Source organism: Pseudoduganella umbonata (genome assembly GCF_014192225.1).
GTDB classification, from domain to species: Bacteria; Pseudomonadota; Gammaproteobacteria; order Burkholderiales; family Burkholderiaceae_D; genus Rugamonas; species Rugamonas umbonata.
The window spans coordinates 107099-131014 of record NZ_JACHXS010000015.1 but is presented as its reverse complement, the minus strand read 5'-3'; the positions used below and the strand labels follow the sequence as shown (position 1 = coordinate 131014).

The following is a 23916-nucleotide window of genomic DNA, read 5'->3' as shown; positions in this document are numbered from 1 at the left end:
GGAAGTCGGGCATCAGCGCGGCGATCGTGGCGCCCTCTTCCTACAGCACGAAATGCCCCGTGTCGAGCAGGTGCGCTTCTGCTTTCGGCAGGTCGCGCTTGTACGGATGGGCGCCTTCGGCCGGGAAGATCTTGTCGCCCTTGCCCCACACGATCAGCATGGGCCCTGGTGCTTGCGGAAGTACGCCTGCCATGCCGGAAAGTGCGACGGATTGGAAACTTGGTCGCGGAAGGCATGACATCGATGCGAGACGAATCGTTGACACCGCTACCATCGAGCGCTACATTGTTTGCGCTAACAAAAATTCAACAAATGATGGTAGCGAACATCATGACATCCCGGAGGAGACAAAATGATCGAATGGATGAGCGCCAGATCGCGCCGTAGCACGCCTTTGCAGGCGCGCTTGATGGCTGCCGTGGCCACTCTGGCCTGCCTTCTGGCAGCTCCCGCCGCACAGGCGCTGGGCACGGCGCAATTCGTACAACTGCATAGCCGGGAAGGTGTGATCCTTGCGGCGAACGGGCGCACCGCGCCCCTGCTGGTATCGGAGGGCGACTTTCCCGGCGTGCTGCGCGCGGCACGCGACCTGCAAGGCGATATCGGCAAAGTGAGCGGCCACAAGCCACAGTGGGTTACCGGTACCATTTCCATGGCGGGCGACGTCATCATCGCCGGCACGCTGGGCCGGCATGACGTCATCGACCGCCTGGCACGCGAGGGCAGGATCGACGCTTCGAAGCTCGCGGGCCAGTGGGAAGGCTTCGTGATCCAGACGGTCGCCGATCCGATGCCCGGCGTGAAGCGCGCGGTCGTGATCGCCGGCAGCGACAAGCGGGGAACCATCTACGGGATCTACACGCTGTCCGAACAGATCGGCGTGTCGCCCTGGCACTGGTGGGCGGATGTGCCGATTCCCCGCCATCGCGCGCTCAGCGTGCCGCTGGGCACGCGCATCACGGAAAAACCCACGGTCCAGTACCGAGGCATCTTCCTGAACGACGAAGCCCCTGCCCTGACCAACTGGGCGAAGGAACGCTTCGGCGGCTTCAACCGGCGGTTCTACGAGAAGCTGTTCGAACTGATGCTGCGCATGCGCGCCAACTACCTGTGGCCGGCCATGTGGTACTCATCGTTCTACGACGACGACAAGGGCAACGGCGAACTGGCCGACACGATGGGCATCGTGATGGGCACGTCGCACCACGAACCGATGATGCGCGCACAGCAGGAATGGCACCGCCATGGCAAGGGCCCATGGGACTACCAGCGCAACGGCGAGACGCTGCGCGAGTTCTGGGCCGGAGGCCTGCGCAATACCCGCGACTACGAAAGCGTGATCACGATGGCGATGCGCGGGGACGGCGACGAACCGATGTCCGAGAGCGCCAACGTGGGGCTGCTGGAACGCATCGTCGCGGACCAGCGTGAGCTGATCCGGAAGGAGTGGCAGCGCGAACCGGAGAAGGTGCCGCAACTGTGGGCGCTCTACAAGGAAGTGCAGGACTACTACGAGAAGGGCATGCGGGTACCGGACGACATGCTGCTGCTCTGGTGCGACGACAACTGGGGCAACATCCGCCGGCTGCCGACGGCGGAAGAGCGCAAGCGCAGCGGCGGCGCGGGCGTCTACTACCACTTCGACTACGTCGGCGTTCCCCGTTCCTACAAGTGGCTGAACGTCACGCAGATCGGCAAGGTCTGGGAGCAGATGAATCTTGCCGATGAATTCGGTGCCGACCGGATGTGGATCGTCAACGTGGGCGACCTGAAGCCGATGGAAGTGCCGACCGAGTTCTTCATGGCCTATACCTGGAACCCCGCGGGCTGGCCTGCCGAGAGCCTGCCCGGCTACCTGCGGCAGTGGGCCGCCCGCGAGTTCGGCGCGCAGCATGCCGACCGGATCGCGCAGATCGTCGACCGGTACACCCGCTACAATGCGCGCCGCCGCCCGGAACAGCTGGCGCCCGACACCTACAGCCTGGCGAACTATGACGAGGCGGAACGCGTGGTGGCGGACTACAACGCGCTGGCGGACGAGGCGCGGCGCATCGGCCAGGCGCTGCCGCCCGCCATGCGCGACGCGTATTTCCAGCTGGTCGAATACCCGGTGCTCGCTTCCGCGAACGCGCTCGACATGGTCGTCTCGGCGGGCCGCAACCAGCTGTATGCGCGGCAGGGCCGCGTGACGACGAACGACATGGCTGCGCGGGTACGGCAGCTGTTCAGCCGCGATGCGGAGCTGACCCGCCGCTACCAGCAGGGCACCAGCAACGGCAAGTGGAACCACATGATGTCGCAGACGCGGTTCGGCTACACGAACTGGGACCAGCCCTACCGCGACGTGATGCCGGCCGTGGCCGAGCTGCGCGTACCGGAGCCCGGCCAGCTGGCGGCGCCGAACGGTATCCACCCGTCGGACCGGATGGGCGTGGCCGTCCAGGGCGACGCGATCGCCTGGCCGGTCTTCCCGATCCGCCAGCTCGCCGTGCCGGCGCTGGACATCCACGAAAAGAAGGCCCGCCACATCGACCTGTTCAACCGCGGCAGCGCGCCGTTCGACTACACCATCGCGGCAAGCCAGCCCTGGCTGAAGGTCAGCCATGCCGCGGGCACCGTGCGCAAGGAACAGCGCATCGCGGTGGACGTCGACTGGAACGCCGTCCCTGCCGGCATTTCGGAAGCCGAGCTGGTCGTGCACGGCCCGGACAAGGCGCGGGTCGTCGTCAAGGTGCCGGTGCATGCGCGCACCGCCGGGCGCGGCCACGTCGAGACCGGCGGCGTGGTGGCCATCGAGGCCGAACACTACAGCCGCTCGCATGCGCCGGCTGGCCGGCGCTGGCAGACGATCCCGGGATTCGGCCACACGCTGTCCGGCGTGACGCCGCTGCCGGCCGCCTCCCCTGCCCTGACCGCGCAGGACGGCATGCGCCTCGAATACGACGTCCACCTGTTCAGCGCAGGCGAAGTCAAACTGCACACGGTGCTGAGCCCCACGCTGAAATTCCAGACGGGTGCCGGCTTCCGCTACGCGGTCTCGATCGACGATGGCCCGCTGCAGGAAGTCAATGTGCATGCGGACGGGACGGAGGACTACTGGCGCCGCATCGTCTCGGACGGCGTGGCGAAGTTCGTCACCACGCACAAAGTCGACCGGCCCGGCACGCACACGGTGAAATTCTGGATGCTCGATCCGGGCCTGGTGCTGCAACGGCTGGTCATCGATGCCGGCGGACTGCGCCCGAGTTACCTGGGCCCGCCGGAAAGCCCGCGGGTGTCCGGCAGGTAGCGCTGCCGGTCCTCGCGCCAGACCTCGCCGCCTGCGCCTACCTCGGGCCCGGTAACTCGCCGCGGCCCATCTCGACCGGCACGATGTTCGCCGCCACGATCTCGTGCGCCAGGATGTTTTGCTGGGCGAGCGAGTCCTGCACCCGGTCGAGTCCGCGCTCCACCTCGATGGCGCGCGCCCGCACCTGCCACGCCGGGTCGGGGTCGGGCGGACCGGTGGGGATCTCGCGTTGCGGAATCGACTTGCGGTCGAGCTCCTTCACCGTCTTGGCCATCTGCGCGACCGCGGCGCGATAGTCGGCAAAAAAATCGGCACCCAGGACGACGTAGGTGGGGACGAGATGCACGGTCATCGAATCGGCGACCACCTCCTCGGGCGCAAAATCGTCCCCGACCCGCGTTTCCAGCACCATCACACCGAGGATCGCCGCATCGGGGAAACTGTCGGGCTCCAGTGCCGAAATGGCGACCTTCACCGTCCCGGCATAGGCCGACGGATCGCCGCCCTTGAACGGCACGAAGCCGACCTCGACCCGGAATTTCGCCTTGCCCACGCGTTCGTTCAGGAACAGGCGCTCGGTGCCCGCGATCCGGCCATTGCGCTCGAACTGGTCTTCCCCGGCAGCGCTGACATGGGCGCTCTGGACGCAGTCGTAGACGCGGGTCTCGACCTCGCAGTCCGTTTCGATCGCGCCCGACGGGAAATCGCCGCCGGAGCGATCGGCGGCGGTGGCGAACGTCATCAGCCCGATCTCGGCGCCGCCGACCCGCAGCCGGTAGCCCAGCCGGATGCCCGACTGGTCGGCGCGCCGGGGCATGCTGAAGCTGAATTCCTTCGTGCCGCGCAGCCTGAAGCGCATGCCCGCGTACGTGCGTTCGGGTGCCGGCGAGAACAGCCGCAGGCGCCCCAGGTCCACCACCACCGGCGTGCCTTCGCCGGCGCTGTTGCCGTTCACCATGCCCCAGCCTTCCAGGCCGAGCAGCGGCCGGCGGAATTTCGCGTCCGGCAGCCTGACGAAATCGGAGCCCTGCGGGCTGCTGGCCAGCTCGCGCACACGCTGCGACAGGCGCAGCATCTTGTCCACCCCGCAGGCGCGCACGACGCTGTCGACCGCCGCCGTATGCACGGCGGTGATCGCCGCCAGGGCGGCGGCGGGATCGGTTGCCCGCGACTCATCCCACACGCCGCCCCACGCTTCCCCAGGAAAATAGCTGCGCTTGAACTCGACGGAAAAGCCCGACCATTGCGGCTCGAAGGACGACACCCCCGTCACCGGGTCGACCGCGCCGATGGGAACGCCCGGCGGCGCGCCCAGTTCCGGGCTGCGCATGGTGCCGCCGGCATTGAGCGCAAAGACGGGATCGGCAACCAGGATCGATGCGCGCCAGGTATGCGCGAACGCCAGCAATCCATCGGCGATCTGCCGCAACACGGCGCGGTCGTAGCCGGTCGACCGGAACGCCGGTTCCAGCGTCATGGCGACGGCGATACGGTCCTGGACCGAGCGGACCAGCACGTCGAGATAGTGGCCCGGATCCCAGATCTCCGCCTGCAGCTCCTGCCCGGGATCGCGGTAGTTGATGGGCGCACCGCCGGCGGTCTTCATGTACGGCGTCTGCGCGTAGGGAACCCACCACGGGTAGCCGTAGACCGAGCGCAGGAAGGCGATGCGGCCGGCACCGAGCATCTGCAGGATGGACTGGTTCAGTTCGCTCGCGCGGTTGGCCAGTTGCAGCAGGTTCTCGGGCGAGCGCGAGGTCTTGGCGTTCATCACGGCGTTGCGGGCATTGTCGCCGTTGACGCGCCAGAGAAGGGCCTGGTTGTACAGGCCGCGCCGTTCCTGCGCGGCCAGGTAGCCGTAGATCTGCTCGACACGCTGGCCGATCTGCTTCAGCGCCGCCTGCACGGGATCCTCGGCCGGCGACAGGATGCCCAGCTTGTTCATCAGGTCGATTGCCGCGCCCACGGCGCCGACGATCGAGACGATGCCGGCGGCGATGTTGATGGTGGAACCGATCACGTTGAACAGCACTTCCTGCTCGGATGCCGTGAACTTCAGGAATTGCAGCGTCTTGCTCAGGCCCTTGAAATCGTCCTTTTCCGGCTTGGGGATATCGATGAGGCCGACATCCTCCGACGAGCCGCCGCCGTAGAAATTCTGCAGCGGCGCTTCGGCGGGCGGCGAAAGCTCGGTCCGAATACGCTCCAGCATGGGATCGCCGGGCCGCCAGGCACTGAACGCCGGCTGGCTGATATGGGTCGTTTTCATTGGCTGCTCCTGAATGGTGAGGACGCGGACATCCTCCGGCACATCGGAAAGAGAAAGCGGAGAAGAGAGAGCAGAAACAGAGAGCGGAAACAGAGAGCGGAAACAGAAAGCCGGAAGGTGGAAACTGAAAGATGGACGCCGCAGCACGCGGTTAGCGAACCGGTCGCGCCCCCGGCAGAGCGCACGGCGCGAGAGAGACCCTGATCGAGTGTATGCCTGTTTTCGACCGGATTATGAATAGAATACTTATAGATCGGACGTTGCCGATAGCGGCGTGTGGTCTGCGCGGCCACCCTGGCGATCTCGCCCGGCCGCCGCGCAGGCACTTCAACTGAACCTCAAGGCTGCGGATCCCACCCTGCTCCGTTGCCGAACCCGGCAAACACCTTCGCGCGCGATGAGAAGCCTGCCTCCACATCGCTGGCGCTGAGCTGGAATCCGCCCACGCGGGCGGCCAGGTCGAGCGGCGTGCCGGCCAGGTCGGTGGTGCCGTACTCGCGCCAGCCGGAGGCGGCGTCCGGCTGGACCGGGTTCGGCGCCGGCTGGTTGTTCACCCCAAGGCCGGCCCAGCCCACCGCGGCAACGTGCCGGTCCATCCGGCAGTTGATGAAGGCGATGTTGTCCCAGCTCGACGTGCCGCCCGGGCTGCGCGCCAGGTAGGTGGCGCCGGCCGGCACGTCGCCATGCAGCGGCCCAGGGCCGGGACCATGCGTCAGCGTGCTGTCGAGGAAAACAAAGCCCTTGTCGAAGGCAGTCGGCACCCGCGCCTGCAGCACGTAGCCGCCGCTGGTCGCGCTGGTGGTGTCGCCCACCGAGCGGATCTCGCTTTGCTCGAACAGCGCCGCGCGGCTGCTGCCCCAGATGAAGTCGACATTGCCGGCCACCAGCGTGCGGTAGAACCACGACCAGCCCTTCAGGTTCAGCGTGTCCTGCTCGCTGAGGAAGGCCGCGTCCTTCGCCACCAGCCGCCCGCCGTCGCTGTTGAAGTACAGCGTTTCGGCCTGCGCCGAAATGGCCGGCGAGCGCAGTGTCGTGTTGTTGAAGGTGAGCGATTCCAGGGTGAGCATGTCGACCGCTTCGACCAGCATGATCGCGCGGCCGCCGCGTACCCCGCTGGTGCCCGCCCCCTGGCTGGCGCCGGTGCCCGAATTCAGCGAGTCGTTGTTGGTATAGCGGATCACGACGCCGTCGCGGCTCTCGCCGGTGATGCTGACATTGTCCTTGCCACGCAGGTACAGCAGCTCTTCGTACGTGCCGTTCTTCACGCGGATGGTCACCGGCGCGGCCTTGTCGAAGTACTGCATCGCGTGGTTGAGCGCGCCCTGGACCGTACGGAAATCCGCCGCGCCATCGTCGTCGACCGTGACCGTGTCGCCCGCCGGCGCCGCGGCAGCGGTAGTGAACGACCAGTTGCCCAGCCTGCCGATGCCGGCGAACGGAACGCCGCCCAGCGCGGTGCCGGTGAATACGCCGTCCGATATCGCGACGTAGTATTCGGTACCGTATTCGAGCTTGTTGCCGTGCAGCCGGATGGTCGCCGCATTGCCGTCGATCCGGATCGGCGTCGTGTTCACCTTGCGCACCTGCGACTGCCCGGCATGGCCGATCACATCGGTTTCGCCGGTGAGCCGTACCACGTCGACCAGCGCATCGTCGGCCTTGCGGAACACGCGGATGCTGCCGCCGCTGCCCAGTACCGGCGGCCTGTCGAACACGAGTTTCAACGACACGTCGACCGGCTCGGCATCGGCCAGCGCGGCCGGGTATGCGGCATTGTCGAGCGTGTAGGTCTGCGCCGGCTGCACGAATTGCGGGGCAATGGTGGCGTCGATCGTGCGCACCAGCAGCGGATCCGAGCCGGACGTGAAGACGATCTTCGCCGTGCCGCCGCCGACCGGCGTGATCGTGGCGACGTTGCCGTCCACGCTGACGGTTGCCACCGCCGGGTTGCTCGACACCGCCGTGTAGCTGTCCGCCGTGCCGTCGGGGGCGCGGGCATTCACGGTCACCTGCAGCGGCACGTCGCCCGCCTCCGCGGCATAGGTCGTCACGGCGGGGGCGAGCGTCATCTGCGCGGGTTTCAGGGCCGGGTCGCCGATCCGCACGTCGTCGATCTGGAACGATTTGTTGGCCGTGTACAGGCCCACCAGGCCGCGCGCGGCGAAGGCGCTGTCGGTCACCGAGCCCAGGTTCTCGCCATCGAGGTACACCGTCAGCGTGCTGCCGATCATCTCGAAACGCACCGTGTAGAACGGGCCATCCATTGCGACCGGCTTGCGCACCTGCTTCGGCCGGCTCAGCGCGCCGGCGAACATCTTCGCGATCTCGACCTGCGTGCTGGAGGTGCTGCTCTGCACGTTCAGGCCGCCGCCGTACCAGTTGCCGGCATCGACATAGCGCGTCACCAGGTACAGGTGCTTGTTGCCCGTGGTGCCGTTGGTCATCGGGCGGATGCGCGCCTCGACGAAGTAATCGCCCGACGGCACCTTGTCCAGCCCGGCCGGCTTGATCAGCGCCAGCACGCCGCCGGTCGACGCGGCCGTGTACTGCAGCACCTTGTTCGCGCTGCCGGCCACTTCATCCTGCACGCGGAAGCTGCCGTTCGGGCCGGCGACCGGCAGCAGGTCCCATTTCGCCGCATTGCCGCCCTGGAAATCGTCGCAGAAATACAGGCCGGTCGCCGGGCAGGCCAGGCTCGGACCGGTGTCGATCGTCGTGCTGCCGGTGCCGGTCACGGTGGTCGTCAGCTTGCCGCCGCCGGACTGCGCCAGCGCGTTGGCCTTCACCAGCGCCACCGGGCGAACGCTGAATGCGTACGGCGGGGTCCAGCCGGCGCTGGCGGGCACGCCGCAGGCACCGAGGGCCGCGCCGTTCAGCCGCGAGCCGGTGTCCTGGAACGCGCCTGCGATGGCGCCGGAAAAGTCCCTGACCACGGCGGAACAGGCGCCGGCCCCGGCGACGTCGAACACGTTGTTGTGCGACAGGATCTTCGCCGCGGTGCCCACGCCGACGGCGTAGCTCACCGGGTACACGGGGTGCGCCTTCGCGCCGGCATAGTAATTGTTGAACAGGTGGACCTGGCCGAAGCGCACCCGCGGCGCACGGCTGGCCACGTCGCGGAACACGTTGTTGCTGAAGGTGACGCGCAGCTTGCCTTCGTCGCCGGTGGCGCTGTCGCTGCCGCCGACCAGGTTGTTCTTGTTGTGCTGCTCGAACAGGTTGTACGACACCGTCACGTAGTCGGAACCGTTGGTGATGTCGAGCGCGCCGTCGTGGCATTGCTTCACATGGTCGTTCTCGACCGGCAGCAGGTCGTCCGTGACCGGCGCATCGGTGAAGCTGACGTGATCGACCCACACGTGATCCGACCCGGAGATGCCGATCGCGTCGAAGGCCGAATTCCAGTTGCCGGTGGCGCCGTCGGTGGGATCCCAGACGGGCCCAACGTCGCACGGATTGACCAGCTTCAGGTTGCGGATGATGACCTGCGAGACGTTCGACAGCACGATGTGGCCGTTGACGATGCCGGCATTGGCCGCGCCGCCGATCAGTGTCGTATTGCTTTTCAGGCGGATGGCGCCCCGCGCGGCCTGGTCGGCGCTGCTGGCGAACGGCTGGCCTTCGGTCATGTCGATGGTGCCGGCCAGCTTGATGATCTTCGCGCTGGTGCCGCCGTTGTGGATTGCCGCCAGCAGCTGCGCGCGGTTGTTCACGGTGTAGATCTGCTCTGCCGGCGCGGCCGAACCGCCCCGCGTGCCGCCGCCCTGGCTGGCCCACCCGTCGAGTGGCGCAGCCTGGCGCGCCGGATCGACCGGATCGGCGCCGTGGCCCGGCACCGCGCCGAGCAGGAATGCGGCGCACAGCGCCGCCTTGAATGCTGGAAATCGCATGTGATGCTCCTGTTGGAGGAAACGAATTGACGTGCGAAGCCGCCCCGCCCTGTCAATGCGGGGTTGCTCCTTGCTGAACGGTGTCAGTGGCGGTGCAGGTGCCGGCGGTGTGGGCGCCTTGCCAGCGCGAGCCCCGCCATGCCGGCAAACAGCAGCGCGGCAGTCGATGGCTCGGGAACCGCCGCGGCGGTCTCGATGCGGGCCGTGATGGCGCCGAACTCGTCCCATTCGATATCGCCCAGCTCGAGCGCGAGCGTGTGGGAATCGACGATCGACAGCCCCGGCACGCCGCTGGCGCCCTCGGTGCCGGCGAACGTGAAGGCGCTGATCGGGCTGGCCAGGCTGTTGCCGAAGTCGAAGCGCATGCTGTAGGCGCCGGTCGGGATCGCGCTGTTGGCGATCACGGTCAATGCGCCGTCGGCGGAGAAATCGATGCCGAACAGGAAGTCGGCCGTCAGGAATTCGACGCCCGTGCCGGTCGGATCCAGCCCGGTGGTGTTCGAACCGGGTTCGCTGGCGAAATCGTGGTCGAGGCCCAGCATGCCGGCCGCTTCGCCGTTGTAGGTGGCCGTGATGACGGCGTTCTGCAGCGGCAAAAAGCTCGCGTGTGCGGGACTGGTGGCGAGGGCGGTGCCCATGGCGGTAAATGCCAGGGCCTTGAAAAGGTCATGGGTGTTCAAGCATGTCTCCGATCTGGTTATTGTGATGTCGGAAGCGCCGCGGGGAGCGGTCGCCGTGGGACACCTCGCGTGTCCCGCGCCGCTTCGGGGGCGGCCGGGGCATGCTGAACCAGGCCTTGCCCGAAGACGGTCAATGCTGCGGTGATGCTGCCGGAGTTGCAAAAAAGCCAGCACATCCGGTCAGGCCCATTCTAGATTGGTCAGGCCGGTTTTGCAATATATTCGCTTGTTGCGGCCAGCTAACACCGGCTTACTGGAGGCGCAGGAGGATCAGAAGCATCGGTGTCGGACACCGCTTCACAGGTGTCGGACACCGGTTTTTGCGTGACGCTGGCTGACTATCTACGAGGAAACCGGTGTCCGACACATGAATGTGTCCGACACCAGTGGCGCAGACGCCGGTGGTGCCGAACACCCGCTACACAGGGCTTACTGCAGGCGCAGCAGGATCGGGCAGTGATCGGACAGGATGCGGCCCTCTGCCAGCGCCTTGTCGTAACGCAGGTGCGCCGCGTCGAGGGTGCGGCCTTCGGCCAGCGACTGGCTGACGAGGATGTTGTCGATCGGCGGACCGTCGTGGGGATCGCCATCGAAGCAGGAGCGTTCGGTGGCGCGCCGCAGCACGGCGCCGGCCGGCTTGCCGTCGCTGAGGGCGCGGAACACCGAGGCCGGCGCGGCTTCGTCCGGCCCGGCGCTGTATTTCGCATCCTGGTCGAGGGCGCGATTGAAGTCGCCCAGCACGGCGAAGCGCCCGCCTTCCGCGGCGCGCGCATCGACCCATTGCTCCACCACGGGAACCTGCCGCCGCAGCGACTTGCAAGGTTCGCTGGTGCTGGTCTTCAGCGAACCGTCGACGCAGCCGCTTTTCAGGTGGACGCCCAACAGCCGCACCGCCTGCGGCGTGCCCGGATACAGCGTCAGGTCGGCGCCGGCACGCGAGGCGCCATCGACATCGAGCGCGGCGAATTCAGGGTTGCACTGGTAGGGAATGCCCTCGCGGATGGCAAAGCCCACCTTCTGCACATGGGCGCGCGACACGAAGCAGTCCACCTTCCAGCCCTGCCGGAATACCATTGCCGCCGCTGCCGGTCCGTCCACCTCTTGCAGCGCGACGACATCCGCATGCAGCCGGCCGGCGACCGTGGCCAGCGCATCGAAGTCGGCCGCCTGCCGCTGCGGGATCGGGTCACGGCCCGGCGTGCAGGGAATGGCGCGTTCGTTGCTGCGGATCTGGCCGGTCTTGCGGCAGGCGGGCAGCAGTTCGTCGTAGGTCGCCGGCGTCAGCAGCCAGGCCAGGTTCCAGCTTGCCAGCACGGGCGCATCGGCGGCCGGCAGCGGCGCGGCCCGCAAGTTGGCGAACTGCGCGTCCGCGGTCTTGCCCAGGCCGCTCAGCCAACCGCCGTACATCGCGTTGGGCAGGATGAACCAGCGCTTGCCGATCTCGTCGCCTGCCCGCCGGCCGATGGCGGAGCCCGGATCGGCAAGCGCTTTCACGTCTTCCTGCGGCAGGATGTCGCGCATGTCGTCGCCGACCAGCATGACGATGCGGTGCTTCTCGGCGATCTGTTTGCGGCGCGTGACCTTGTCGCCGCGCGGGTCGCCGGGAACCTTGAACAGGAACCGGCTGGGGTCGGTGGCGCCGGGAAAACCGAGGGCGGCCATGTTTTCCATCGTGTTGCTGCGGTTCGGGCAATGCGCGGCATCCTTGCATTCCCGGTTGCTGACATAGAAAAGCGTGACCTTGCCGCTCTTCACGGCGGCATTGGCAAACTCGATCGCGCCCGGCAGCGCCCTGGCCTGCTTCAGCGCGATCCATGCATCCCACGTGGGCTCGGAAAACTCCACGCCGCGCCGCGCCAGCCAGGCCTGGTAGGGCGAGTTGTCGAGCATGGTCTCGTCGAGGTCGACGATGACCGCCGGCGGCTTGCCCGCGCCGCCGTCGGGCTGCTCGATCGCGGCCGACCCGCGCGATGCCAGCGCGCTCTTCAGCGCGGCGGTGGCGGCCGCAAAGGTGGCGCGGCTGATCAGTGCATACTCGGGCGCATGCTGCTGCCACAGGGTACTGTTGACGAGCTGGCGCTGCGGCCCGGGAATCGGGTCCGCCTGCGCCGTCGAAACCAGCAGGCACGCGGACAAGGCGATGGCAAGGCGGACAGGCTTCTGGACGACGGACATGTGGCTCTCCATGGTAGCGACGGTCGAGATATGGGCGCGTGGCGGCACGGTGCCGGGGCGGAATTTCAATCTAGCATGGTGTTGCCATAACTTCCACGCTTTCGCCGGTGGCGCCGGTACGGTGACGCGCCGTTGCGACAGGCCCCTTCAACATGCCACTGCCGGCGGGCTTGCCGGTCCATCGGCAGCAGGCACCCGCTCAGCGGCGCAGTTCCGCCATGATCCGCTCGGCCAGGAAATCGCATGGCGGCCGCCGCGACTTGGCGCTGCGCGCCAGGATGACTTCCAGTGCATCGATTTCCGGCAGGCCCTGCGCCTGGCCCAGCAGGGTCAGGTGCCGGGGCACCGCGCACTGCGCCAGCGGCGCCACCGCGAGCCCGGCTTCGACCATGCTGAGCAGCCCCATCAGGCTGGGGCTTTCAAACGATGTGCGGTACGTGATCTTCGCCCGCTCCAGGCTGCGGATGGCGTTTTCCCGCGCGACGCTGCCGGGCAGGAACACCGCGATCGGCAGCGGCCGCTCGCGCCAGATGTCGTTCGCGCTGGGCGAGGCCGCCCAGACCATCGGCTCGAAGCGGATGAATTCCCCCGACAGGCCCTTGACGCGCGTGGCGCAGACCAGGTCGACCGAACCGTCCTTGACCATCGGCGCCAGCGCCACGCTGGGCAGGCCGACCACCTGGATCTCGACCTTCGGATAGGTGGCCGAAAATTTTTTCAGGATCGCCGGCAGCAGCGACGAGGCATAGTCGTCCGGCACGCCGATGACGACACGGCCGGTGATATCGGGCCGCACCACGGCGGCCCATGCTTCTTCGCGCAGCGCCAGCATGCGCCGCGCGTACATCAGCAGCACTTCGCCGTCCTGCGTGGGCGTCACGCTTCTCGGCTTGCGCACGAACAGCGGCTTGCCGAGCGCCGCTTCGAGCGTCTTGATCTGCATGCTCACCGCGGACTGCGAGCGATGCACGACTTCCGCCGCACGGCTGATGTTGCCGGTATCGGCCACCGCGACGATCATCGTCAGGACATCCAGGTCGAGTGCTTTCATGGCAATGCATTGCTTTCAATAGTCGATCGATGGTCGATCAATGGCCGAGCCAATATCAGAAAATCTGATAATTACGATCAATATTATGCGATTTTCTTGGTCTTGTGCGTGATGCATAGTGGCGTCAAAGGAGCTTGAACATGAACGCACGAACCGACCTGTCGAACCTGGCCATCCCCGAGGTGTACTTCGCCACGCTGCCCTCGGGCACCCGGGTTCCCTACGTGGCGACCGGCTATGGCGAACCGCTGCTGTTCATCCATGGTTCCCTGTGCGACTACCGCTACTGGAACAGCCAGGCCAGCGTGCTGTCGAAGCAGTTCTTCTGCATGTCGGTCAGCCTGAGCCACTACTGGCCGGACGACCAGGACCGCATGCCGGGCGAATTCGGCTGGCGCACGCACGTCGAGGAACTGGCCGACTTCATCGCCATGATGGGACTCGGACCGGTGCACGTGGTGGGCCACTCGCGCGGTGGCTGCGTGGCCTTCCACCTGGCGCGCGAATATCCGCACCTGGTCAAGTCCCTGACGCTGGCCGATCCGGGCGGTCCGCTGCAGGTCGACGGCATGCAAGAGGCGCAACTGCCGGCGGCAACGCTGGCGCTGCGCGCGAACGTGGCCGAACTGATCGAGGCTGGCGCCATCGATGCCGGGCTGGAGATGTTCGTCGATTCCGTCAGCATGCCGGGTGCCTGGCGCAGGAGCCCGCCGGGCTTTCGCAGGATGGCCATCGACAACGCGTCCACGCTGCCGAAGCAATTCCGCGATCCGCTGCCGGCCTACACGCAGGCCGCCGCCGCGGGCCTGCGCTGCAAGGTGCTGCTCGTCGAAGGCGAGAAAAGCCCGCGCATGTACCGCGACAACGTCGCGCAGCTTCTCCAGTGGTGCGGCCACGCGGAAAAGCACACCATCGCGGGTGCTTCGCACGGCATGATCGCCACGCATGCGGCGGCGTTCAACCGTGCCTTGCAGGGCTTCATCGCAGGCTAAGCGGCAAGGCGGGACGATTTATCACCGGCCAGCCACCTGGCCAGTGGCCATGGCCGGATCGCTGCTGCCGTCGAACCCCGTCTCGACGCGGCCGGCGAAGCGCCATACCGCACCGCCGCTCTCCACTTGCGCGTCGTACCAAGGGCCGGGCAGTACGAGGCGTTCGCCGCTGCCCGGCGCGACGGTGACCGTGCGTGGCGCCGCAGCCGCGTAGGCCAGCATGGTCAGCGTCGCATCGCGCGGCACGGCGCCGCCGTTGCGCAATTCCAGCACGAGGCGGTCGCCCTCGCGCACGGCGCGCACCGCGATGTCCTGCGGCCCGCTGCCGCGCAGAGCGCGATGAAAGCCGTTCGGGCCGAGGATCCACAGGTCATGCGCGCCCGGCGCGACGGCACTCCCCTCCTCGGGTACGGTCCACAGGTCGGCCAGCTCCTTGCCCGCCTCCACCGTATAGCGGCGTGGCGCGCGGTCCAGCCGCAGCCGGTCGTAGACATGGAACACGGCGCCCGCCGTGCCGGCGTTGACGAACGTGAGCAGCACGCCGCCTGCTTCTGGCCCGGCCAGTGGCTCCTGCCGCGCATCGAGCCTCGCTTCAAGGCGCGCTTCGAGCCTATACGGCAGTGCGCGCGATGGCCGCGTGCCCGGTTCCTGCCGGGGTGCCGCCTGCGCGCCCTCGACCGGCACCTCGATGGCCGGCGTGGCGCGCTGGCGTGCCCGTTCCGCATCGGCCTGCGCGGTACCGAATGCGGGCAGGCGCGGCTTTCCGGCATCCGGCGAAGCGAAATCGAAGCAGCTGGTCAGGTCGCCGCACACGGCGCGGCGCCACGCGCCGATATTCGGTTCGGCGACGCCGAAGCGGCGCTCCAGGAAGCGCAGCACGGACGTGTGGTCGAACACTTCCGAATTGACCCAGCCGCCCTTGCTCCACGGCGACATCACCACCATCGGCACGCGCGGACCCAGCCCATACAGGAAGCCGTCGCCATGGCATTCGTCGCGGAAGGCCACGGTCGACCTGCCGGACCGCGTACCGTCGCGCAGCAGCGCCGGCGGCGCCGGCGGCGGCACGTGGTCGAAGAAGGCATCGTTCTCGTCGTACATCTGCAGGAACACGGTACCGCTCCACACCTCGGGATCGGCCAGCAGCGCTTCCAGCACCTGCAGCGTGTAGGCGCCGCCCTGCACCGGCGTCGACGGCCCCGGATGCTCCGAATACAGCCGCGGCGAAATCACCCAGCTCACCTGCGGCAGGCGGCCGTTGACGACATCGTCGCGCAAGCCGTCCAGCGTGGCATTGCCCAGCGTGCTGCTGATGCCCTTGTCCGCCAGCGCATTCGGCCTGGCTGCATGGGCCTCGCGGAAGGTGCGGAACGTCGTCAGCATATTGCAGTCGTAGTTGTCCGCCATGTCCGTGTAGACCTTCCAGCTGACGCCGGCCGCTTCCAGCCGCTCCGGATAGGTGGTCCACGTAAAACCCAGCTCGGGCGGGCCGAAGCCTTCCATGCGGTTGTCGATCGCCGGTCCCCGATGCCGGCCGGACGGATCGTTGGTGCCCGTCATCAGGAACAGCCGGTTCGGATTCGTGCCGCCCTGCAGCGAGCAGTGGTAGGCGTCGCACAACGTAAAGGCTTCGGCCAGCGCGAACTGGATCGGCAGCTCGGCGCGCGCATAGTGCGCCATCGACGCATCCGTCTTCGAACGGGGCCAGGCGTTCATGCGGCCATCGTCCCACGCGGCCTGGGCATCCGGCCAGGTATGCGGCAGGTCGAGCGCCGGCTGGGCATTGCCGGCACTGGCATCGAGCCGGTACGGCATCACGATGCGCCGGCCATTGTGCTGCTGCCAGACGGTGCGGCCGTCGCGCAGCGGGATCGCCATGCGGTCGCCGAAGCCGCGCACGCCGGCCAGCGTGCCGAAATAATGGTCGAAGGAGCGGTTTTCCTGCATCAGGATGACGACGTGGCGCACGTCGGCCAGCGTGCCGGTGGCCCGGCGCGCCGGCACCGCCAGCGCCTCGCGCAGCAGCGGCGACATCGCGCCGAGCACGCCGGCGGCGGCCGTACCGCCCAGGAAGCGGCGGCGGGAAAGTCGGGTCATGCATCCTCCGTGATGGGTGGGTCCTGTCCTGCATGGTAAGTCCGGTTTATGACCGGAACACTACAGGGACAGGAGCAGGGACCGCCGCGCCGATCGGTTCAGAAGTAGTAGCCGGCCTGCAGGTTGATCCGCCGCGCCCACCGGTCATGCTGACCCGCTGTCGAGGCCAGCCCGCCGAAGTCCGGCGAAATGTACGGATGATGCTTGCCCATCATCAGGTCGGCATAGAAGAACCATTTGCCGGCCGAGAAGGAAAGACCCGTCACGTTCTGCTTCGAGGGCCCATAGCTGGCGGTCCGCTTGTGCAGCGCGCTGTAGTCGTTGTAGACCTTGAAGCCCCCGAACGGGCCGATCCTGCCCGGAATGTCGTAGCTGACGTTGGCGATGACGATGTCGCCTTTCGTCGCGACCGGATACGGGTAGCCGAAGCCGCCGACCATGACGAAGCTGTTGGCATCGAGCCCGCCATAGGTCTGGCTGGGTGCGTGGCTGGTCTTGTAGCGGTAGCGCATCGCCTGCAGCATCACGGTGACCGGCCCCGGCGTGGCGCGGTAGTGAATGGCGAAGGCGTTGCGGCGGGTGTCCTGGCCGGCGCCGTTGCGGATGTCTCCGCCCAGCACCGATGCGCCGAATTCCTGCTTGATCGCGGTATCGGCGTGCCACGCCACGCGCGCAACCAGCGTGTTGCGCTCGCTGTCGCGCTGGCCCGTGCCGTAGCCGTGCTCGTCGTCGTCGCGGACGATGTTGTAGGAATAGCGGTTCGAGGCCGGCGCGGTGTTGTCGCCGCCGCCGTATGACCCGCCGTCGCGGGGGAAGAACGCAAGCTGCCACTCCAGCTTGCCGGGGGCGCTGGCGTAGGTGATGCCGGCGTCGTACTTGTCCTCGAAACCGGTATAGAACGCGATGGACTCGTAGAAGTTGTTGGACGCGAACGGCAGCAGCCCGAACGGCACCTTGTCCAGGCCAACCCGCACGGTGCTGCGGTCGTCGAAGCGCAGGCCCACCCAGCCGTGATGCAGGAAATGCTGCCAGTAGCCGCCCTGCCCTTCCGGATAGCGGTTGTAGCGGTACTGGGCCGAGGCGATGCGGGTGCCGTCGTCGTACTTGACTTCCAGGCGCACGGTATCGAGGCCAACGAAGCCGCGCGGCTTTTCCGCCTGCCACCCCTTGTGCACGTAATTGAAGCGGATCGCGCCGCCGATCGTGAGCGGCGATGCCGGCTCTTCCGCATGGGCCTGGCCGCCCGCCAGCATGGCGGCGCCCAGCACGGCGGCGCCTGCGCGCCTGACTTGAATGCTGATCATGATGTTTCTCCCCGGCGCCCGCGGGCGCCGGTCCTCTCGAAAGTTGATGTCCCGATGGCTGTCGCGGAAAGCGGTACTTCCGTTCCGGACGGGCAGTCAGCGCGGCTCTTTCGCGATGGCCTTGACGAAGCCGACGATGAGCAGCAGCATGAGGGCGATGAAGGGTGGTCCCATGGCGACCGCCCCGGCCTGGATGGCCTTGAGGGCGGTATTATCGCCGATGACGAACAGGATTACCGTCACGATTGAGATCAGCAGCAGCCAGATCACGCGCTGCACCGCCGGCGTGTCCGTATCGCCGCCGGCCGCCAGGCTGTCGACCACCATGGCGCCCGAGTTGACGGAAGTGACCATGAAGATCACCAGCAGCACCACGACAAGCATCGACGTCGCGCCGAACATCGGCAGCGTTTCCAGGAAATGGAAGATCGCCATGTCGACGTTCATCGTGCCGCTGGCCAGCGCGCCGGTTCCCGACGCCACGTTGCCGATGGCCCCGCCGCCGAACGCGGTGAACCAGAGGATGGCCACGGCGGTCGGCGCCAGCAGCACCACGCCGACCAGCTGGCGCAGCGTACGCCCTTTCGACACCCGCGCCACGAACACGCCGACCAGCGGGCCCCAGGTGCACCACCATGCCCAGTAGAACACGGTCCAGCCGTGGTACCAGGCCTGGTCATCACGGCCGATCCAGTTGCTCAACGGGATGAAATAGCGGCCAAAGTCGACCGTGGTATTCAGCACGCCCGAGGAAAACGCCATCACGCCCACGCCGGCCACGACGATCGCGAACAGCAGCAGCGCCAGCAGCATGTTGACGTTGCTGAGCAGCCTGAGCGCGGAATCGAGGCCGCGCCACAGCGATATCGCGGCCAGCAGCGTGACGACGGCAATGAACAGCATCTGGTGCATGATCGTATTCGGCAGGCCGAGCACGTGGGTGATGCCGGCGGTCGCCTGCATGGCGCCCAGGCCGATCGAACTGGCCAGGCCGAACACGGTCAGCACCACCGTGAAGGTGTCGACGGCGTGGCCGATGGGGCCCTTGTGCGCCTTGCCGAGCAGCGGTTGCAGGCCGGAGCTGAGCGAGAACGGCAGGCCCTTGTTGTACGAGAAGTAGCCGACCACGATCGCCACGGTCAGGTAGATGGCCCATGGGTGGAAGCCCCAGTGGAAGATCGTCGCGCCCATCGCCGCATGCGCCGCTTCGGGCGTGCGTGCCGCGACATTGAAGGGCGTCTCGAACCATGCGGTGTAGTGCGCCACCGGTTCCGCCACGCCCCAGTACAGCAGGCCGACGCCCATGCCCGCGGCGAACATCATGCAGAACCAGGACATCGTGCGGAACTCCGGCTGCGCTTCCTTCCCGCCCAGCCGGATTTTCCCGTACGGCGAAATCGCCAGTACGATACAGAACAGCACCATCACGTTCCCGCCGATCATGATCAGCCAGTCCAGATGTTTCAGGGTGGCCGTCCTGATGTTCTCCAGTGCGGCGGCGGCGGCCGGAGGATCGAACAGGGCGCCGAGCACGAGCGCCAGCACGACCAGGATAGAGAGCGGGAAGATGACACGGTGAATCTTCAGCCCGAACACTTCGGTATTGAAGTCCGTGGCTGAATGCGCTGCAGTGCGGCGCGTCGTGCGGACGGCCGTGGGAATGCCTGGGGCGATCTGCTTCATATTGTCTCCATTGTTGTTCACTATAGGCCGCGGTGCGCTTCCCGTCTGCTGCGGGAATTCAGCGCCGCGATTGGCGATGGCAGGCTTACATGATCGGGCGGCGTTGCATCATCGACAAATCATGAAAAATCGCCCTGCCATCAGCTTTTGTCATGAATCGGCATGGCCGATGGCGGGACCGAGCGCCGCTCCCTGCCGTTCCCGCCCGGTGGCCAGGACCAGTGCGACGGCGCATGCGGCGAAGAAGGCATACAGGCTCGATGCGCCCGCTTCGCTCATCCAGGCGCCGGCAAGCAGCGGCCCGATGCAGGAGCCGATGGCGAAGGTCGTCAACAGCACGCCGGCCAGGCCCACGCGCATCGCCGGGTCGACCAGTCCGTTCGCCCATGCGACGCCCAGCGGATAAAGGCAGAACTGCAGCGCGCCTGCGCAGCAGGCGAATCCCAGCAGGGCCGCCATGGGCATGCTGTCTCCTGTGCAGAGGACGGCACTGGCCAGCGCCAGCAGGACCGCCACGCCGCGGACCAGGACGAGCCGCGGCAGCCGGTCGGACAGCACTCCCAGCGGGAACTGCGCCAGCAGCCCGGCTACCACGGGGCATGCCAGGTAGACTGCCGTCGCGCCGGGGCTCATGCGGTGCTGCGCCGCATAGATCGCCGCCAGCCCGAAGAAGCTGCTGTTGAGCATGCCCGAGACGAAGACGGTGGCCAGCGGCCGCGGCACCCGGCGCACGATCTGCCCGAACGTGATGCCCGCCTGCGGCAACGCGGCCGGCGGCGGCATCCGCGTCATCGCCACCGGAATCACGCAACAGGCAAACGCGATGGCGACAACGATGACGGTACCACCGCCAGGCCCAGCGCCGCCGCCTGCGGCGACGCCGACCTGCCCCAGCATCATGCCGGCGTAGGTTGCGACCATGTACCCGGCCAGCACGCGGCCGCGCTGCAGCGCGCCGGCGCGGTCGTTCAGCCAGCTTTCCAGCGCCATCACCTGGGTCATCAGCGCCATGCCGGCGACGGCGCGCAGCACGATCCAGAACGGCAGCGCGGTACCCAGCTCATGGGCCAGCACGGCAGCAACCATCAGGCCGGTGGTCGCCGCGAACGTCCGCACATGGCCGATCCGCTCGATGAGCGTACGGCCGGCGCTTGCGCCGATGGCCATGCCCAGCGCATTGGCCGCCATCAGCGCGCCGATGCGCAGTTCGGAGGCGCCCCCGGCGCCCAGGCGCAGCGCGAGGTGGGAGATGAGCAGCGTGGCACCGAACTGCAGCACCGCGGCGGAGAGATAGAGCGCGCCAAAGGTCTTGCCGATGACGGGCATGGCTCAGCCCTCCCGAGCGTCGGCGGCACGCGGAACACCGTCAAGCGAGCCCATGCAGTTCTCTCCAGTTTGCCGGGCGCACCACATAGCCGAACAGCGCGTGACCGCCATACACCAGTCCGGTACCCTCGGGTATCCACAACAGTTGCCCCGGCACGATGCGGAAGGCCTCGTCATCGGCCCGCAGTTCGAGGGTGCCTTCGATTACGAAGATGAGCTCGTCGTACAGCACCGTCCATTCCACCTCGGCCCCCTCCCATCGGGCGAAGCCGAAGCCGATATGGGGCGACACCTCGTTCGATACTGCGCGGGCCACCCACGCGGCGCCGGGTGGTCCGCCACGCTGCGTGTAGTCGAGCGATGCCTGGTCGACCAGCACCACGGGGCGCTTGCCCGCCGCCCCTGACTTCGCACCCGGGCTCACAGTTCGCTCCTGCTCGACCAGGCCGCCAGCTGGATGCGCGAGCGCACGCCGATGCCGAGGAACGGTTCCGGTGGATTGCGCGAGGGCATGCCGGTGACGGCTTCGATATCGCGCAGCTGTTCGGAGCCGGCGCCGATCGCCCGGTCGGCCAGCAGGGTGCCCGAGATGGTGCCCCAGGCCGCGCCCACGCCGTTGTCGCAGGCCGTGGCGTACACGCCCTGGTCCAGCTCGCCAAAGAAGTTGGTGAAATTGCGCGAGATGGCGTATACCCCGCCCCACGTGTGGCTGAACGGCACGTCAGCCAGTTGCGGGAAGCGGGCCAGGAATGCGCCGCGGTGCCTCGCACGCACCTGTTCGCGCATCGCATCGCTGGTGCTGCGCCCGTAGCGGGGCACATGCTTGTACGTGTTGCGGATGATCAGCCGGCGGTCCCGCGTCATGCGCACCGTGGTGCCCGCATGGTCGGCCGGCGTCAGCCCCCAGTCGAGCTGCCCGCCGTAGCGCGCCAGTTCTGCATCCGTCAAAGGCCGGGTCCAGCTGGCAAACGTCATCACCGGCAGCAGGCGGTTGCGCAGGTAGCCGAATTCCTGGGTAAAGATGCTTGTGCCGAGCAGCAGCGTGGGGGTGGCAATGCTGCCTTCGTCGCCATGCAGTATCCAGCCGCCCTGCCCGTCGCGCTCCAGCCGGCGGATCGGCGACTCTTCCAGCAGCTCGACATTGGGTGGCAGCGAGCGCGCCAGCCCGGTGACCAGCGCCGCCGGCTGCATCAGGTAGCAGCCGGGCGTGAAGATCGCATCGCTGTAGTGCCCGGTACCGAGCACCGCCTTCAGCTCCTCCCGCCCGGCACGGCGGAAGGGCTCGCCCAGTTCGCCCAGCAGGCGTTCGAAATGGTCCAGGTAAGCCTGGCCGCGCGGGCCCACCGCGCCCTGGTACTTGCCGGCGTGCGACCACTGGCAGTCGATGCGGTGCTTTTCGACCAGGCCCTGCAATTGCCCGATGGCGGCCCGGTTCAGCCGCAGCAGGCGCTGCTTGTGGGCCGGATCGGGATGCTCCAGCGCGAATTTATGGGGCAGGTCGATGACGAAGCCGGAGTTGCGGCCCGAGGCGCCGAAGCCGGCACGCTGGGCATCGACGAGCAGGATGCGCGCTTCGGGCAGGCGCTCGGCCAGCCGGCGCGCGGCCGCCAGGCCGGCAAAGCCGGCGCCGATCACCGCGTAGTCGGCCTGCTGCCTGCCTTGCAGGCGCTTTACGTCCGGGCGCGGGGCGAGCGCCGCATACCACCCGCAACCGCTGTCGTCGAACGGAAGATTGATTTGCTTGGTCATGATGTTCTTTCAGGCGGCTGCCCGTTGGTCTTGCTGGCAGGTTTGCAGCCATGCGTTTCGCCCGGCCTGCGCCGCGGCGCCCAGCAGCACGAAGCCGCGCAGCGCGCCCTGGGCATCCAGGAACGCGGCCTCGAGGCCGTCGCTGGTGGGTGTGCAGCGCCATGCGCCCGCCGTTCCGGGTGCCGGTGCCAGCAGGCACAGCGGCATTGCCGGGGTCTTGACCGTCACCGGCATCGCCGGATATGCCACCGCCGTGGGCTGGCCGAGCAGCGTGCGGGCAAGGGCCTGGATGCCCTGATTGATCGGCGCGAGGTAAGGCAGCAGGCAACGGTCGATCTCGATGCAGTCGCCCAGCGCGTAGATGCCGGGCTGCGACGTCCGCAGGTGTGCATCGACCTGAATCCCGCAGCCGGTGGCAATGCCGGCGCCAGCGGCCAGCGATACGTCGGCGCGCAGGCCGATCGCCGACAGGACCAGGTCCGCGTCGATCTGCTCGCCGTCGGCCAGCGCCAGCCGGTAGCCGTTGCCGGCCCGGTCGATGCGCCGCACAGTGTTGTTCAGGCGCCACCGGACACCGAGCTCCGACAACGCATCCTGCAGCCGCTGCCCGGCTTCTGCCGGCAGCAGGCGCTCCATCGGCCAGCGGCCCAGCCCCACCACGGTGACTTCGATACCGGCGGCGGCCAGGTCGTTGGCGAACTCGCAGCCGATCAGGCCGTCGCCGAGGATGGCGATGCGGCGCGCGCCGGCCAGCCGTTCGCGGAACCGCCGGTATTCCTGAAGGTTGTTCACGCTCAGCACCGCGTCCGTATCGCCTTCGATCGGGGGGCGCACCGGCAGGGCGCCGCAGGCCAGCACCAGCTGGCCATATTCCATCTCGCCCAGGCTCGTGTGCAGGCGGCGAGCCTGCGCATCGATGCGCTCGACGCGGCAATGCGGATACACGCGAATGCCGAGGCGGCGCTCGATCGCCAGCGGCGACTCGGTCGCCATGGCCCCGGCCGCCCTGCCTTGCGCCACGCCGATCGACAGCGCCGGCTTCGAATACACGAAACCGTCATCGGCCGTCACGACGCGGATCTCGGCCTGCGGGTCGTTCCTGCGCAGCGCGGCGGCCAGGCCATAGCCGGCATGACCGCTGCCGACGATGACGATCGGCTGGCGCGGTACTGCCGCCGCCACTGCGACCGTCACGGCTTTCTCCGGCAGCGGTACCGGTGCCACCACCGCCGCCGCGGGCACGCTGACATCGAGCATCTCGAAATCCGCCTTGCCCACCTTGCAGTCGGGGCACAGCCAGTCTTCCGGCACGTCTTCCCAACGCGTGCCGGGCGCGATGCCGTCCTCCGGCCAGCCCCTGGCCTCGTCGTAGACCAGGCCACAGATAATGCACAGCCATGTTTTCATGATC

The 23916-nt window shown here is 67.6% G+C and carries 15 protein-coding genes; 2 read left to right on the top strand and 13 right to left on the bottom strand.

All coding sequences use genetic code 11. The annotated features are described in order from the left end of the window. Positions 1-40: 40 nt before the first annotated feature. Positions 41-160: an alpha/beta fold hydrolase gene (locus tag FHS02_RS32160; protein WP_371861446.1), complete on the bottom strand. Its 120-nt coding sequence runs from the start codon at positions 158-160 to the stop codon at positions 41-43. Between the two features lie 192 nt (positions 161-352). Here FHS02_RS32160 and FHS02_RS28975 point away from each other — a divergent pair, with 192 nt between their 5' ends. Next, positions 353-3289: a glycosyl hydrolase 115 family protein gene (locus FHS02_RS28975; protein ID WP_229422465.1), complete on the top strand. Its 2937-nt coding sequence runs from the start codon at positions 353-355 to the stop codon at positions 3287-3289. Between the two features lie 37 nt (positions 3290-3326). On the opposite strand, the gene FHS02_RS28970 is transcribed toward FHS02_RS28975, so the two are convergent. From FHS02_RS28970 to FHS02_RS28950, 5 genes are all read right to left on the bottom strand, one after another. After that, positions 3327-5558, bottom strand: coding sequence for a hypothetical protein (locus tag FHS02_RS28970; RefSeq protein ID WP_137312138.1), 2232 nt, complete (start codon positions 5556-5558; stop codon positions 3327-3329). Between the two features lie 338 nt (positions 5559-5896). Further along, complete coding sequence (locus FHS02_RS28965) at positions 5897-9448, bottom strand: pectinesterase family protein (protein WP_137312137.1); 3552 nt, start codon at positions 9446-9448, stop codon at positions 5897-5899. Between the two features lie 83 nt (positions 9449-9531). Then, on the bottom strand, positions 9532-10128 hold the full coding sequence (locus tag FHS02_RS28960) for a PEP-CTERM sorting domain-containing protein (RefSeq protein WP_229422464.1): 597 nt from the start codon (positions 10126-10128) through the stop codon (positions 9532-9534). A 429-nt stretch (positions 10129-10557) separates the two neighbouring features. Next, on the bottom strand, positions 10558-12303 hold the full coding sequence (locus FHS02_RS28955) for an HAD family acid phosphatase (RefSeq protein ID WP_175424667.1): 1746 nt from the start codon (positions 12301-12303) through the stop codon (positions 10558-10560). A 199-nt stretch (positions 12304-12502) separates the two neighbouring features. Then, the gene (locus tag FHS02_RS28950) at positions 12503-13354 is read right to left on the bottom strand and encodes a LysR substrate-binding domain-containing protein (RefSeq protein WP_175424666.1); all 852 of its coding nucleotides are present in this window, start codon (positions 13352-13354) and stop codon (positions 12503-12505) included. Positions 13355-13494: 140 nt separating this feature from the next. Here FHS02_RS28950 and FHS02_RS28945 point away from each other — a divergent pair, with 140 nt between their 5' ends. Continuing rightward, positions 13495-14346 carry an alpha/beta fold hydrolase gene (locus FHS02_RS28945; protein ID WP_137312135.1) on the top strand — a complete coding sequence of 284 codons (852 nt, stop codon included), beginning with the start codon at positions 13495-13497 and terminating at the stop codon, positions 14344-14346. Positions 14347-14367: 21 nt separating this feature from the next. Here the strand turns inward: FHS02_RS28945 and FHS02_RS28940 are convergent, their stop codons facing one another. The 7 genes from FHS02_RS28940 to FHS02_RS28910 form a co-directional block, all read right to left on the bottom strand. Beyond that, positions 14368-16443, bottom strand: coding sequence for a phosphocholine-specific phospholipase C (locus tag FHS02_RS28940; protein ID WP_137312134.1), 2076 nt, complete (start codon positions 16441-16443; stop codon positions 14368-14370). A gap of 98 nt (positions 16444-16541) precedes the next feature. Further along, positions 16542-17747: a putative porin gene (locus tag FHS02_RS28935; protein WP_229422463.1), complete on the bottom strand. Its 1206-nt coding sequence runs from the start codon at positions 17745-17747 to the stop codon at positions 16542-16544. 96 nt (positions 17748-17843) lie between these two features. Further along, a complete protein-coding gene (locus FHS02_RS28930) occupies positions 17844-19430 on the bottom strand; it encodes a BCCT family transporter (RefSeq protein WP_137312133.1) in 1587 nt (528 codons plus the stop codon). Between the two features lie 150 nt (positions 19431-19580). Beyond that, positions 19581-20756, bottom strand: a complete 1176-nt coding sequence (locus tag FHS02_RS28925) for an MFS transporter (protein ID WP_137312132.1) — start codon at positions 20754-20756, stop codon at positions 19581-19583. Between the two features lie 40 nt (positions 20757-20796). Then, on the bottom strand, positions 20797-21180 hold the full coding sequence (locus FHS02_RS28920) for a EutQ-related cupin domain-containing protein (RefSeq protein ID WP_217496880.1): 384 nt from the start codon (positions 21178-21180) through the stop codon (positions 20797-20799). Further along, positions 21177-22505 (bottom strand): NAD(P)/FAD-dependent oxidoreductase, encoded by a 1329-nt coding sequence (locus FHS02_RS28915; RefSeq protein WP_137312131.1) that lies wholly within the window; start codon positions 22503-22505, stop codon positions 21177-21179. The genes FHS02_RS28920 and FHS02_RS28915 overlap by 4 nt, the downstream gene beginning before the upstream one ends. Before the next feature lie 9 nt (positions 22506-22514). Next, positions 22515-23912, bottom strand: coding sequence for an FAD-dependent oxidoreductase (locus tag FHS02_RS28910; protein WP_137312130.1), 1398 nt, complete (start codon positions 23910-23912; stop codon positions 22515-22517). Positions 23913-23916 lie beyond the last annotated feature (4 nt).